Below are 14680 nucleotides of genomic sequence, written 5' to 3'. Positions count from 1 at the left end.
AGGTAAGCCGGGGGAAATTATATGAATGTATGGCTTTGCAAGCAAAATGTTAATTTGGAAAGTCGCTTGATAAGTCGACTAAAGTCAGAGGGGTTATGGAATAAAGTTGTTTGGTGTGACAACGAAATTATAAGGCCCAAAAAAAACACAGATGCTAAGTCAATTGAGTCTTTCAAGGAGTGGTTAGTCAAGGGGACAAAATCTAAGTTTTATGAGCTGCAGGATGACCAGATTTTTTCATATATTACGTTTGCTAGTAGGAATTCAGTGTATGGTGGATTCGAGCTTGATTCAAGAACACTAGCGGATATGGAGAATTCTTTTTATCTATTGGTTAACTATACAGTAGGCAGATTGTCTGATGACAATATTGATCTTGTCATATTTAACCGCCCCCCACATTATGAAGGCGACTATGCTCTGTACATAGGAGCAAAAGCTTTGAAATTGAAGACGTTAATACTTGAGCAGTCAAAAATACCTAATAAGTTTTTCTTTTCGAATAACGTTGACGAAATATTTGACGTTAGAGAAAATAAAAAAATTTTCAATAAAACAAAACTGGGATTTGATATTTGTGAAGGTGCGCATAAAAAAGAATGGTTCTATATGAAAGGTTGTGGCCAACATGCAAAGAAAAATCTGATAGAGAGGATACATGAGAAATTTGGTGACGAGTATAGACTCGCAAAGCGCTTGATAGCAGGGCCTGAGAAGCTACAATCAATCATTCGGTACCGTAGGCAATGTGAGTTCAAAAAAAATCTTTCTATGCATTTTGAATATCTAAAAGAATATGAGTCTCCATATCTATATTTCGCACTTCACCTTCAGCCGGAGCTGTCAACTAACGTTTATGGGGGTAAGTATAAAGATCAACTTCTTGCAATAGAGCACCTTTCATCTGTCCTTCCTTTTGGATGGAAAATTTATGTGAAGGAAAACCCGTTACAAAATTACATGCAACGTGGAGATTATTTTTATAAAAGGCTAGGATTAATCCCAAATGTAAAGTGTGTCAATAAAGATGAAGACACCGTTAAGTTATTAAGCAAGTCAAAAGTGGCCGCTACAATTTCAGGTACAGTTGGTTGGGAAGCAATAACTGGTCTTAAGCCAGTTATTGTTTTTGGTGAGTCGGTTTGGTACGCGGGGCTTCCTGGTGTTCATAGGTTTTCTAAAGATATAAATATTGAAAAGATAGCTAATGAAAAAATTGACCCCCAGATACTAATGGATAATATAGTAGAACTCACTGCAGGAATGGGGGATGGAATAATCTACCCTGGTTACGAGAATTTAGTGGAAAGTTATGATGACGAAAGAAATTTGGAATTAGTTTCTGGTTCATTGAAGAAAATAATTCATACTCTTTAATTTTAAGATAAAGCTAATGGTTAATGGATATGAGAATAGCTATGGTAGCGGGCGCTCGTCCCAATTTTGTTAAGGTTGCGCCAATTCTGCGTGCCTTGGAGCCAAAAGAATATGTCACTAATAGCCCAATTCGTTGTCGTCTGATTCACACCGGGCAGCACTATGATCATGGGATGAGCCAAAGCTTTTTTGATGATTTGAGTATTCGCGCGCCTGACATTAATCTGGCTTGTGGATTTGGTAGTCAGGCTGAAGTGACAGGAGCTATTATGGTTTCTTTTGAGAGAGAATTGGTGGAAAATCCAGCTGATTTGGTCCTGGTAGTGGGTGATGTAAACAGTACACTCGCGTGTAGTATTGTTGCTAAAAAAATGGGATGCATGTTGGCGCATGTGGAGGCTGGTATACGCTCGGGTGATATGAGCATGCCTGAGGAAATCAATCGAATTGTTACCGACAGCTTGACGGATATCTTCTATACTCCAAGCTTAAGTGCTAATGAAAATCTGCGCAGGGCAGGTATCCCGGAAGAAAAAATTGTGTTTGTCGGAAATGTTATGATTGACTCACTTGTGGATAATATTGGGCGAGTCGAGAAGCCAGAAATATGCGCTGATTTTAGGCTGAAGCCGCGCGAATATCTCGTAATTACTATGCACCGACCTGCTACTGTGGATGACCCTGTCCATTTGAAAGGACTACTTGATGTTATCTGTAGCCAAGCTAAATTTCCTATTGTATTTCCTGTGCATCCTCGTACCCATGACAAAGTAAAATATCTAGCTGGCTGTTATTCCAATTTGGTGATAGTGCCGCCTCTAAGTTATTTGGAATTTGTCTATTTAGTACGTGACGCGAGAGGGGTGATCAGCGATTCCGGTGGTGTCTCAGAAGAAACCACCTATCTAAACATACCTTGCATAACTTTGCGAGAAAATACAGAACGGCCGGAAACATTGATTCAAGGTACCAATCGATTGGTGGGTCATAATCACGCCGCAATTCGCGAGGCGATGGAAGATTTGATTGAAGGTCGTTGGCGGCAGGGTACGGTACCTATGAAGTGGGATGGTAGAACTGCTGAACGTATCGCTACACATCTAAAGGAAATTGCTAGTGCCTGAAAAAAAATATCTGATTGTCAGCCGGTGTTTCTATCCGGATAATTCTCCACGAGCTAATAGGACTACGGAGTTAGCTAAGGAGCTCAGTCGGCAGGGCCATCGCGTAAGTGTATTAACCACCCACCATCCGAAACAAGAAAGCCTTTCGTTGGAATTCAATATCAGAATGATAGAACTGGGGAGGGATTGGTGCCCGGAAATACCGATTAACTTTTTTGGTCGCTCGAACATAGTTCTTCGTGCCGCCCGTCGTGCACTATCCATTACCTTGAGCTATCCGACCGTTGAGTTAGCCTTTCGGATACCGAAGGCACTCAAGAAAGTGGAACACCATCACGTGCTGATCTCCATTGCAGCACCGCATTCAGTGCATTGGGGCGTGGCACGGGCTTTCTCCAGTAGAAGGAAGCCGGCCGATGTGTGGTTAGCTGATTGCGGTGACCCTTTCATGGGGCAAGAAAATGACTCTTTCAAACCGGCCCCCTATTTTAAGTATGTAGAAAAAGCATTCTGTCGCCGTGCAGATGCTGTAGTGGTGCCTGTGGAAGGTGCCCGAGAAGCCTACTACTCAGAGTTTAGAGACAAGGTTCATGTTATCCCTCAGGGTTTTTGCTTCGATGATTACGTCCATCTGAAGGATATACACCCTAAAAATGATGGCGTTGTAAGGTTTGCCTATGCTGGCCTTTTTATTCCCGGGCGGCGAGACCCAACTAAATTCCTGAAGGAGCTTGTTAAGCGGAGCGATGATTTTGAGTTTCATGTCTTTACGAAAAACCCAGTTTTGGTCGAGCCCTACGCGCGACAGGACAGCCGTATTATAGTGCGTGATTTTACTCCGCGTGATCAGCTGATGAAAGAGCTCGCATCAATGGATTTTCTGCTGAATATCGAGAATGTAGGTGCACGTCAATCACCCAGCAAGCTGATCGACTATTGGCTCTGCAATCGACCTGTGCTTAATATTAAATCCAATGAAGTCAATGCTGAGGTTGTGGACCAGTTCTTATCAGGCGATTGTATAAATGCGCTGAAAATCGAGAATCCAGAACGCTACGATATCGTCAATGTGGTCGAACAGTTTGACCAGCTGGCAGAGAAAACCTTGGCTTCGAAAAAAGTCGTTTGACTGGGCAACCTCATGATGCAGCAGTATCCTCTGCAAGCCACCAAACACCTTCAAAAGAAAATAACCATATCTGCTCGTGGTATGGCTCTATACGGTGCCACTATCATGGCACCATTTCTTATGGCAGTGCTGAGTCTCTTGCACCCACGTGATCCTGCATCCCGTAATGTCATCTGGATCTTTGTCATATTCTACGGTGCTGTATTCTACATTGCGTCTGGTTCGGGAGGGGACTCCGTAAGGTATGCAGAGATGCTGGCCAATATGCACCGTGATCAAGGTGATTTCTCTGGCCTGCTGAATAGCTTTTTTGCAGAAGGAAGTCGTCATCAAGACATATATCGCGGGTTGCTTACCTACCTGGTTTCGATACTGACAGATCATCATGGTCTGTTATTTGCGGCATTTGGGGTGCTTTTTGGTTATGCGTATTCACGTAACATCTGGTTCTTGATCGATAGAATTCCAGGAAAGATTACTCCACTACTGATTGTTTTATTAGCCGCTTACGCGTTACATGTGAATATAGGGTCTGGTCTCAATGGCGTTCGTATGTGGACGGCGCTCCATGTTTTCATTTTTGGTCTGTTGCACTTTCTTGCGACGCAAAAACTTCGCTTTTTAGTAGTAATGCTCTTGACGCCGCTAATACACTTTTCATTTTGGCTGCCATGTGGGTTATTGGCAGTATACTACTTTGCTAGGCACTTCTCCCTCGCTGTATATGTTTTTTTTATATTTTCTTTTCTAGGTGCAGCCTTAGATCTGGCAACGGTTCAGGAGCTGATGGGGTTGCTTCCCTTACCGATCGAGCAGCGCGCTAGTGGCTATCTGCTGATGGCAGAAAGAGCGCCTGATCATATGGAAGAGCGGCGAGCAGCACAAATTTGGTTCCTACAGTTGAACCACATGGCACTAACTGCTTTCTTTTTTAGCAGTGTGAGCTGGATGGTGTGGCGAGGATGCTTACGAAATAATGGACTTCAGAGCCAACTTTTTCTCTTTGGCATGTTAGCTTACGGTGCCATAAATATGGTCAGTTACATCCCATCTCTCGGTCGGTTCTATAATTTGGCTGAAATGGTTTTGCTCGGAGCGCTGGTGCTTTTTTTTGCAGATAAATCGCTGCACAAGAAAATAGATTGGCAGGTTTTTTATTTTGTCACGTTACTACTCGCCATCAATATCGCTCTAGGCGCTCGTTTTATGCTTGGCTACTCATCCATTTGGCTAGTAGCTGGCAACTTCTTAGTGGCCCCGTTTGTAGAGGCTAGTATGAGCCTGTATGAAGTGATTTTCTGGTTGCTAAGAACTGTCTTCAGTAACACCTTAAGTCTGCTTAGGGCTGTGCTTTAACTTTCCGAAAAGATTAACGATGAGCAGGCTGAAAAATCAAGCGCTACTTTGCTTTACAAACCTGCGCGGCTGGCGAACGCGCCGCAAGTTGTTGGTGATCGAGAGCGATGACTGGGGGGCCATCCGCACGCCCTCCCGTCAGGTCTACGCAAACCTGCTGGATGCCGGTATCCGTGTTGATCGCTCCCTCTATGACCGGCTCGACTGCCTGGAAAATCGCCAGGACCTGGAGGCGCTTTTCAACCTGCTGGCAAAGTACCGAGACGGACAGGGGCGCCCGGCCACCTTTACCTTCAATACGGTCATGGGCAATCCCGATTTCGCAGCCATCGAGGCGGATAATTTCGCACGTTTCCACCATCAGCCCTTTGGCGAGAGCTATCGGGCGTATCATGGCGACGACCTCTGGCCCCTTTGGCAGCAGGCCATGGGGGAAGGGCTGATTCGGCCCCAGTTCCACGCCCGGGAACACCTGAACTGCACCCTGTGGATGGAGGATCTACGCGCTGGCCACGCCGAAACTCGCCTGGCATTTCGCCACGGCTTCTACGGACTCAAGACCCGTACCGGCGCGCCGCCCCAGGGCAACTACCTCGCCGCCTACTGGCCTGGCTCCCCACAGCAGCTGCAGGCAATCCGTGATATCACCCTGGACGGCCTGAAGCAGTTCCAGTCTCTGTTTGGGTTTGCCTCGACCACCTTTATCGCTTGCAATTATGTATGGCCTGCTGCGCTGGAGAGCACGCTGGCTGAGCAGGGCGTGCGGTTGATGCAGACTCAGGCAGGCCATATCTCACCGAGTCCGGAGGGCCAACCAGCTATTAAGCGCCACTATACAGGGCAGCTGAATACTCTAAAACAGCGCTATAGTGTACGCAATGTACACTTCGAGCCCTATCTGGATAATCGCAGAGACTGGGCCGCTCAGGCACTGCGTGAGATCCAGCAGGCCTTTCTGCTGGGCAAGCCCGCCGTGATCTGTAGCCACCGAATCAATTACGTCAGTGGAATGAGTACGGCACACCGGGACCACAACCTTATGCTGCTCGATCAACTGCTTACAAAGGTTCGGCAGCGCTGGCCGCAAGTTGAGTTTATCAGCAGTGATGCCCTGGCCAGCCGAATGGAGTCTTCTGCACAATGATCGCCATCCACGATAGCACCACAGGATTTCACCCACGCTGGGTCGCCTATTGCCAACAGAATGCTATTCCCTATCGCCTGGTAAACTGCTACGACTCGGATATCATTCAGCAGCTCCAGGGCTGTCGTGCCCTGATGTGGCATCACGGCCAGTCCAACCCACGTGACATCCTGATTGCTCGACAGATCCTGTCGGCTCTTGAGCACGCAGGACTGAAGGTGTTTCCTGACTTCCGTACCGCCTGGCACTTCGATGACAAGGTGGCGCAGAAGTATCTTTTCGAGGCACTGGATATCCCGTCGGTTCCTGCCCATGTCTTTGTCGAGCGTGACAAGGCCCTGGCTTGGGTCGAGAGCACCGAATTTCCAAAGGTTTTCAAGCTGAGACGCGGCGCCGGCTCTGCTGGGGTTCAGCTTGTAAGAAACAGCCAGCAGGCTCGTCGGTTGATCAAGCGTGCCTTCGGCCGCGGCTTTCCGGTTTATGACCCTTGGGGAAGCCTCAAAGAGCGGCTCTACAAGATGCGGAGTGGACAAGCCTCGCTCATCAGCCTTCTCAAGGGAGCCGCACGGATTATCTATCCACCACGTTATTCCAAGATTCTTGGTCGTGAGCGTGGCTATGTCTATTTTCAGGACTTTATTCCAGAAAACGACAGCGACACCAGAGTTATCGTCATCGGAGAACGCGCCTTTGGCATCCGCCGTATGGTAAGGCCCGGAGATTTTCGCGCTTCTGGCAGCGGCCGAATTTCCTATGCGCGTGAAGATATTGATGAGCGGTGCGTGTATATGGCATTTCGTGTGACGAAAAATCTGGGCAGTGATTGCGCTGCATTAGATTTTGTTTTCAATGCAGAAGGCAGTCCATCTGTGATTGAAGTTAGCTATGGTTTCATCACGGAAGTGTATGACCCATGTGAAGGGTACTGGGATCAGGATATGCAGTGGCACCCCGCTGAAATAGAGCCGCAAGGGTGGATGGTTGAGCAAGCGAGGATTTCCTGCTGACAAGTGACTAGGCAATGAAGTTTCTGGAAGGTCTTGCTTTGAAAGTATTAATTGTTTTGCCAAGCTATGATAGTGGTGGAGCCGAAAACTATGCCCTTAGGTTGGTTAGTCATCTGGGGTGCAAAGAGTTTGAGTGGCATGTAACGTCTGGGAAAAGAAAAAATAACAGTATGGTCGCATCTTTTGAGAAAGAAAGCGCTATTACTCATTTTGTTTCAACAGTGATGGCTTCACCAGTTGGGGCGTTAAGGTTTTACAAGTTTCTTCTGGAAGAGCGCTTTGATGCAATTATGACATTTACTGGGGTTTTTGGTGGTCCTGCACTTTTCCTGAGCTGGTGCGCTGGTGTCAAGAACCGGGTTGCCTGGCATCGCCGCTCGACCCCCGCATACAAGCCTAGTTTTCTCAACAGAGCGTACGCGTGGTTATCGTTAAATCTGTTAAGTTTTTCTTCCACTAAAATTCTTTCTAACAGCATTGCTGCACTTGACTGTTTTCATCCAGATATATGGAAGCACAGCTCGCGTTTTCAGGTTGTTCACAATGGAGTGAGTTCAGAGCGTTTCAAACGCCTTCAGTCCGTGAGAGAAAGATTAAGAAGAGAGCTTGGGTTAAGCGATGAGGATTATGTTATTGGCCATGTTGGCCGGTTTGATCCAGCCAAAGATCATGCAAGCCTGTTGGCTATTGTTAAAAAGCTCAGGGCTTCGAGTAATCAAGTTAAACTTTTGACTGTGGGCTCGGGAACGGATTCTCAGGAGTTTGCTGGCATAGTTTCAGCTCAAGGCTTGGTTGACGTATGTTTCTGTCTGGGTTTGAGGAGTGATATTGAAGAGTTATATTCTGCTATGGATGTCTTTTTGTTTACTTCGGTGACTGAAGGTCAGCCTAATGCATTGATAGAAGCGATGCTGTGCGAGGTGCCGGTCATTGCAACCAATATATCTTCCATCAAGGCTACAGTACCTGATAGCCTGCATGGCTATTTGTTTTCGCCTGGGGATGTGCAGGCCGGTGTTAATGTGGTGAGTCACTTTTTGTCAGAGGTTCCATACTCGGTGAGGGTCGTGCGTAAGTGGGCCGGTGACCGCTATGATTTAGAAAGTAATTTTAAAATTGTGCGTGATTTGTTGGTTCGCTAAGAGGGTGTTTACAAATTCTTCAGGCTATGTGAGTTAATCGGTTGAGTAATTGGCGGCCAGCCGCCAGCCATACCCAGGCTTCGGAGACCTCGACACGTCGGTCATGGTGCATCACGAGCCGACGTGCCTTTTCGATCCAGGCATGGGTTCGCTCGACAACCCACCGTTTCGGAAGGACGGTGAAACCCTTGGCATCCGGCTGACGTGTGAAGAGGTCTCCTTGGTTCGGTGTACACCACCGGCCCACGTTGGCATTGCCAGGATGGCGTACGACCTCAACTGTAATACCGTGCTGTTGGTTGATCGTCTGTGCGCAGCGTCCCGCATATCCTGTGTCAACAAAAACCGTTGATATTTCAGAATATTTTCCCATACCATTAGCCATGACAGGATGTGCGCCGTCACGATCTTGTACGCTGGCGGCCGTCACACTCACGGCGAGCACCAGCCCCAGAGTGTCGACAAGGACATGGCGCTTCCGACCTTTGACCTTCTTTCCGGCATCGTAGCCACTGGTTCCACCTTGCGGCGAATGCCGCGTCGACTGGGCATCCAGAATGGCGGCACTGGGCATCGAGTCACGCCCTTCACGCTCACGCCATTGAGCGCGCAAGCGGTCGTGCATCTGTTCAAATTTGCCCTGTTCGCTCCAGCGTCGAAAGGTGCGATACACGTTCTGCCATGGTGGAAAGTCCTGTGGCAACATCCGCCACGAGCAACCACTGCCGACCACATAGCAGCACGCATCAACCAGCAAGCGCCGTGGGTAACGAGGTGGTGTGCCACGATGGCCATCACCCTCAAAGATCTCGGCCACCAACTCCCATTCTGCATCGGTCAAGCAGCTGGGATAGCGCTGTTCTGGAGCCTGCTGTCGGTGGCGGTCCTGATAGCCATACCGTGCAGGCGGTTCTGCCTCAGGCGGCGGGTCACCGTGGTCGGCTGATTCATGGGGTGCACCCTTGTGGCGCGTGATACCGGCCTCCTGAAGCGCCTTGCGCAACGTGCCGATATACAGCGATATCCCAGTCCTGTCGGCGAACGTATCGCGAATTTCAGTGAGAGTCGCCAGCGGTAGGTCGGTGACGATCTCACGCAGTACCGGCAGGTGTTCAGGCTTAACCTTCTTGGGGCGACCTCGGCGCGCCATGTTTGCTGCTCCCGCTCATGAGGGTGGTGACAGCAATCAATTATATACCATTTTGTAAACACCCTCTAAGGAAATGCTGAACAAATCCCGCCGCAGCTGCCTGACAGCCTTCGTCGGGGTAAATACGGCTATCCTGTCGCTACAACCTCACCGAGCCACCCCCCTATCTGTCAACGTAGTTGTCACCTAAACGGATTGAGAGGTGATCAGCGTGCGTTACCCCGCAGAGCGTAAGGAAGCCATCCTCCGGAAGATGGCGCCGCCCATGAGCATGACCATCCCGGAACTCGCCGAGCAGGAAGGCATCACAGCGACAACCCTCTACAATTGGCGGAAACAGGCCAGAGCACGAGGACAGGTTTTGCCATCACGTTCGACCCAGCCCGACCAGTGGACCAGCCAGGAGAAATTCCAAATCGTCCTGGAGACGGCCCCGATGAACGAGGCCGAGCTCAGCGCCTATTGCCGTGAGCGTGGGCTCTACCCCGAGCAGGTGGAGGCCTGGCGGGATGCCTGCATGAACGCCAACGATGAGGCGGCAGCGCAGGCCAAGCAGCTCCGCCAGGAGCGCAAGGAAGAGAAGAAGCGGCTCCGCCAGTTGGAGCGTGAGATACGCCGCAAGGACAAGGCTCTGGCTGAGACAGCGGCGCTGCTGGCCCTGTCAAAAAAGGCCGAGGCGATCTGGGGCACGACCAACGACGAGGACGACTGACCAGCCTCCCGGATCGCCAGCGCATCGTGACCCTGGTGCAAGATGCCCAGCATGACGGTGCTCGGCTGGCCAAGGCCTGTCAGGTGATGGGCATCAACGTGCGGACCTGCTATCGCTGGGTCGCCGACGGCGAGGTGACGGCTGATCGCCGCCCCGATGCCGACCGCCCGGAACCGGCCAATAAGCTATCGCCTGAGGAGCGGGAGGCAATCGTGGCGCTGTGCAACGCCCCGGAGTATCGGAGCCGCCCTCCGGCCTTCATCGTGGCCGATCAGGCGGACAAGGGCCGCTACCTGGCCTCTGAGTCGACGATGTATCGAGTACTGCATGAATACGACCAGCAACATCACCGGGGCCGGCAACAGGCCCCACAGCGCAAGCGCCCGCCGACCACGCATCAAGCCACCGCGCCAAACCGGCTTTGGTGCTGGGATATCAGCTGGTTGCCAGGCCCAGCACGCGGCACTTGGTGGTACCTGTATCTGATCATGGATGTCTTCAGCCGCAAGATCGTTGGGCACGAGGTCTACGAGACGGAGACCGGCGAGCTGGCCGCCGAGCTGATTCAAAAGGCCTGCTGGCGAGAGCACCTCACGGATCGTCACAAGCCCTTGATTCTCCACTCAGATAACGGCAGCCCGATGAAGGCAGCGACCTTCCTGGAGAAACTCTACGACCTGGGCATCACCCCGTCGTATAACCGTCCACGGGTGAGTAACGACAACGCCTTCGCCGAGTCGGCCTTCAAGACGCTGAAGTACCGGCCGGGTTTTCCCGTCGATGGCTTTGCCACCCTGACCGAGGCGCAGGAGTGGGTCCAGCGATTCACCGAGTGGTACAACCAGGAGCATCGGCACAGTGCGCTTCGCTACGTCACGCCGAGTCAGCGTCATAGCGGCGAAGCCGAAGGTATCCTGGCGAAGCGCCGGGAAGTCTTCGAGGCGGCGAAGCAGCGCCACCCGGGACGCTGGTCAGGTGGCATCCGGAAACTCAGTTTGCCAAAGGTCGTGTACCTAAATCCCGAGCGGGAACCGGTGCCACAAGCAGCAGGATTTTAAAGAGCCAGAGCTATTTCATGTGTCATCTATGTTGACAGGCTCCGACCCGATAAAGCAGATCTCTTTCGCACAAGCAGAGCACCAGAAGAAGGTGTCCTACCGAGAGCTGTTCCTGGCCACCCGTTTCGTGTCGTCAAGAATATCTGTCGTCAATCATTTTAGTTTTTTCCGACCAATTGCTTTCACATGGTTATCTTTGTATTTAAATTTTAGATTACTGATAAAAAGGCAGCCATTAAATGATAAACCTTGATCCGAATCTCTATATATGCCACGGTGGGCATAGATTAGTTTACAATCACCCAGAAAATGAAAGCCGCCTCATTAAAGTCCTCAGGCCAAACTTTGAATTGCCAAATGCGCAACGTGTAGGTCGTGGTGGAATTTACGATGACTTTTTAGAAGAGCTTAGCGAATATTTGGTGCTTCGTAGTAGAGATGCTAACGCCGAGCCATTGGTAGCCCCAATACACGGTGTTGTAGAAACATCAATGGGGCTGGGCTTGGAAGTTGATAGAATTTCATCACCAAATTCTTACTTGTCTCCTACATTAGATGATCTTATTCGAGAAAGGCGTGTGAATCAACAATTAAGGGAGTCTGTTAATGTTCTGGCAAATCGTCTAAGCGAGCTGCACGTTGTGGTAAGTGACTTTAATGCACGGAATATTGTTCTACGGCCTGATGGAAAAGGGTTTTGCGTGGTCGACGGTTTGGGGGAGACAACATCTCTGCGATTCAGAAAAATCAGTGCATGGGCTTGGCGAAAATCTCTAGAGAAAATGCGTCGCAGTATACAAGAATGCATCACAACTGGTAAATGTTGGAGTGCGCGTGATAAAAGTGGTCCGGGATGGAAAAAGCTTAGTGGCTCGGTTAAATAAGTATTACGCCCTACTGAAGTTTCCTAGCGGTCTGATGGTTTTCGTGCGTTTTCTCTGCCCCCCCCCCCCCACTGTCAAGCTAGATGGTGATTTTAAAATAGTGCGTGATTTTTTACTCCCTAGCTTAAAAGAAAGTCAGTCAAGGCAGGATGCTTAATGAAGGTAAGTGATTCAAGTGATGATAGTTGTGCAAAAAAAGTCCTTTTTGTTCACAATGGGCCGCTTTACTTTGAAAGTCTTGGTGGCTATTTCGGTGTGCACTACACAGATAAAGTTGTAAGCCGCTATCTCTCTCTGGGTAATGTCGTAAATTTTATGATGCGTGTTCACCCAATGGAAAACCCTGGCGCTCAGTTTTCTAGGCTAACGAGTGACTCATTGAGGGTAACTGATGTGCCCGATGTGCTGTCTCCAGTAGGGCGGTTGAAGAATGCCAGGCGGGCCAGGGAGGTGATAAGACAGTCTGTGCAAGAGGCAGATGTTATAGTTGCCAGAATTCCAAGTTTGATTTCGCGCTGGGCAGTAGGCTATGCGAGAGAGATGGGCAAGCCATATATTGTCGAGTGTGTCGCCTGTAACTGGGATGCCCTATCTAATCACAAATTGTATGTGAAGGCGACGGCCCCTTTTTATTTTCTCGCTCAACGTCATGTGATCAGGAAAGCTCCATTTGTTATTTACGTGACAAGAGAGTTCTTGCAATGGCGCTACCCTACTTGTGGAGAAGCATTCGCAATATCCGATGTAGACCTGAGCCAGCCGGATGAGAAGGTGCTCCAGGAAAGACTTGAGAAGATCGCGATCGGAAATCAAACGGCGCCCCCAGGCTGGTGACGGTGGCCTCTGTCTCCACACCCTACAAAGGCCAAGCTGATATTGTCGCTGCCCTGAAGCTGCTCAAACAAAGAGGTATTGTTTGCGAATATCATTTGATTGGAGATGGGGATCCTCAGCGCTTGAAAAATGCAGCTGCTCGTGCAGGGGTATCCGAGCTGGTGCATTTCCACGGTGCTATACCCCACTCGAAAGTTTTCTCGATGCTGGACGACATGGATATCTATGTGCAGCCCAGCAAGCAGGAGGGGCTGCCACGGGCCGTGATTGAGGCGATGAGCCGCGGCATGCCGGCACTGGGAGCGAAGACGGGCGGAATACCCGAGCTGCTTCCGTCCAACCGAATCTTCCCGCCCGGTAATGTTGCCGCGGCTGCTCGTATCTTGGAGGTAATGATGAGCACAGCCGACTTGAGCACTGAGGCGAAAGCCAACTTCAACACCTCCACGCAATATAGTATCGAGCACCTGGAAAAAAAGCGCCAGGAAGCCTTTGCCAGGTTTTTGGAGGCCAATAACTTGAAGCACCCATAGCTCTCTTCGACGGCGCGGATGTCAGTGTTCCTGTTTTAGAAATTTATACAAGAGGCCTTCATGGCACACATTCTTTATGTTGCTGCCAGCGATATCCACCTTGATACCTTTCACGTGCCGTTCTTCCGTATGCTGGAAGGTGAAGGGCATAAGGTAGATGTCGTTGCGGAAAAAAGGTCCGATATTACGCTACCCCATGTGGAAATTTTTTATGATCTCACCTTTCCCCGCAAGGTGCTCAGCCTTGAGCATCTTGCCTCGGTAAGGAAACTGAAAGAGATCATCCAGGCGGGCAGCTATGACCTGGTGCATTGTCATACGCCCATCCCCAGTGCCTTGGTGCGTCTGGCGGTGCCCCGCAAGGCAGCGGCTCGACCCCGGGTTCTCTATACCGCGCACGGCTTTCATTTCTATCCAGGAGCAAGCCTGCTGCGCTGGCTGGTCTATTTTCCGTTGGAGCATCTGCTCAGCTTCCGTTCTGATGGCATCGTCTGTATCAACAAGACAGACTTCTACTATTCGAAACGGTATTTTGGTGCAGGCGCCACTCACCTGATACCTGGTGTCGGAGTATCACCCGAGCGCTTTCATCGCGTCGAGGAGGCGCATCGCAGCGAGCTTCGCTCCCGGCTGGGGTTTTCGGCAGGTGATTTTGTGCTGGTTTATGTGGCCGAATTTATTCCGCGCAAGAATCATGGCTTTCTGCTTCATGCGCTGGCCGAGCTCAAGAAAGTGATTCCCTCCATCAAACTGGTGCTGGTGGGCACGGGTGTGGACTTCGACAAGACCCGTGCCCTGGCCCATCGCCTGGGGCTTGATGAGCAAGTGATGTTTCTGGGCTTTCGTCGTGATGTGCCGGAAATTTTGCCAATTGCTGATGTGGGCGTTTCCACCAGCCGCCACGAGGGCCTTGGCCTGGGGGTAGCGGAGCAGATGAGGTGCGGTGTTCCGGTGGTGGCGAGCCTGGACAAGGGCCACGCGGAGCTGATCGATCACGAGGCCAATGGCTTTCTCTATCGTCAGGGAGACTGTGACGACTTTTGCCACCGTATCGTGGAGCTAGAGCGGCAGCCGGCCTTGAGGCAGGAGATGGGTGAGCGGGCCCACCGCAGCATGGAGAAGTTCCATCTCGAGAAGTCACTTCATGCCATGTCGCGCATTTATCAGCGCTACCTTTGACAGCACGGCCTCCACTATCTCCCGGGACCATACCACTACCACCGCATCCAG

Annotated in this window: 13 protein-coding genes; 12 read left to right on the top strand and 1 reads right to left on the bottom strand. The window is 50.3% G+C overall.

Annotation, left to right across the window (positions count from 1 at the left end; translation table 11 throughout):
* Positions 1–21 precede the first annotated feature (21 nt).
* The 7 genes from ACSJDS_RS14390 to ACSJDS_RS14360 are packed head-to-tail and all read left to right on the top strand — an operon-like array spanning position 22 to position 8279.
* Positions 22–1377, top strand: coding sequence for a capsular polysaccharide export protein, LipB/KpsS family (locus ACSJDS_RS14390; RefSeq protein WP_473033882.1), 1356 nt, complete (start codon positions 22–24; stop codon positions 1375–1377).
* A 41-nt stretch (positions 1378–1418) separates the two neighbouring features.
* The gene (wecB, locus tag ACSJDS_RS14385; protein ID WP_473033881.1) at positions 1419–2501 is read left to right on the top strand and encodes a non-hydrolyzing UDP-N-acetylglucosamine 2-epimerase; all 1083 of its coding nucleotides are present in this window, start codon (positions 1419–1421) and stop codon (positions 2499–2501) included.
* Entirely contained in the window at positions 2494–3630 is a 1137-nt protein-coding gene (locus ACSJDS_RS14380) for a glycosyltransferase (RefSeq protein ID WP_473033880.1), read from the top strand. Before wecB ends, ACSJDS_RS14380 begins: the two co-directional genes overlap by 8 nt.
* A gap of 12 nt (positions 3631–3642) precedes the next feature.
* Positions 3643–4986, top strand: a complete 1344-nt coding sequence (locus ACSJDS_RS14375) for a hypothetical protein (protein WP_473033879.1) — start codon at positions 3643–3645, stop codon at positions 4984–4986.
* 19 nt (positions 4987–5005) lie between these two features.
* On the top strand, positions 5006–6130 hold the full coding sequence (locus tag ACSJDS_RS14370; RefSeq protein ID WP_473033878.1) for a hypothetical protein: 1125 nt from the start codon (positions 5006–5008) through the stop codon (positions 6128–6130).
* The gene (locus ACSJDS_RS14365; RefSeq protein WP_473033877.1) at positions 6127–7137 is read left to right on the top strand and encodes an ATP-grasp domain-containing protein; all 1011 of its coding nucleotides are present in this window, start codon (positions 6127–6129) and stop codon (positions 7135–7137) included. The genes ACSJDS_RS14370 and ACSJDS_RS14365 overlap by 4 nt, the downstream gene beginning before the upstream one ends.
* 14 nt (positions 7138–7151) lie before the next feature.
* The gene (locus ACSJDS_RS14360) at positions 7152–8279 is read left to right on the top strand and encodes a glycosyltransferase (RefSeq protein WP_473033876.1); all 1128 of its coding nucleotides are present in this window, start codon (positions 7152–7154) and stop codon (positions 8277–8279) included.
* Positions 8280–8298: 19 nt separating this feature from the next.
* Here ACSJDS_RS14360 and ACSJDS_RS14355 read toward each other — a convergent pair whose 3' ends face one another.
* Positions 8299–9429 (bottom strand): IS5 family transposase, encoded by a 1131-nt coding sequence (locus ACSJDS_RS14355; protein ID WP_473033875.1) that lies wholly within the window; start codon positions 9427–9429, stop codon positions 8299–8301.
* A 253-nt stretch (positions 9430–9682) separates the two neighbouring features.
* Between ACSJDS_RS14355 and ACSJDS_RS14350 the strand changes: the two genes are divergently transcribed.
* The 5 genes from ACSJDS_RS14350 (at position 9683) to ACSJDS_RS14330 (ending at position 14629) form a co-directional block, all read left to right on the top strand.
* Positions 9683–11199, top strand: a protein-coding gene (locus tag ACSJDS_RS14350; protein WP_473033874.1) for an IS3 family transposase whose coding sequence is annotated in 2 segments (ribosomal slippage) — positions 9683–10117 and positions 10120–11199 — 1515 coding nt in all. Because the reading frame shifts where the segments join, the coding sequence is not laid out codon by codon here.
* Between the two features lie 239 nt (positions 11200–11438).
* Complete coding sequence (locus ACSJDS_RS14345; RefSeq protein ID WP_473033873.1) at positions 11439–12083, top strand: YrbL family protein; 645 nt, start codon at positions 11439–11441, stop codon at positions 12081–12083.
* A 156-nt stretch (positions 12084–12239) separates the two neighbouring features.
* Entirely contained in the window at positions 12240–12917 is a 678-nt protein-coding gene (locus ACSJDS_RS14340) for a hypothetical protein (RefSeq protein ID WP_473033872.1), read from the top strand.
* A complete protein-coding gene (locus ACSJDS_RS14335) occupies positions 12914–13450 on the top strand; it encodes a glycosyltransferase family 4 protein (RefSeq protein ID WP_473033870.1) in 537 nt (178 codons plus the stop codon). Before ACSJDS_RS14340 ends, ACSJDS_RS14335 begins: the two co-directional genes overlap by 4 nt.
* 60 nt (positions 13451–13510) lie before the next feature.
* Positions 13511–14629: a glycosyltransferase gene (locus ACSJDS_RS14330; protein ID WP_473033869.1), complete on the top strand. Its 1119-nt coding sequence runs from the start codon at positions 13511–13513 to the stop codon at positions 14627–14629.
* The last annotated feature ends 51 nt before the right edge of the window (positions 14630–14680 follow it).

The sequence above is a fragment of the Halomonas sp. SL18_1 genome (assembly GCF_055755715.1).
The sequence above is the reverse complement of the archived record's forward strand: the minus strand, read 5'-3'. Positions and strand labels throughout refer to the sequence as shown.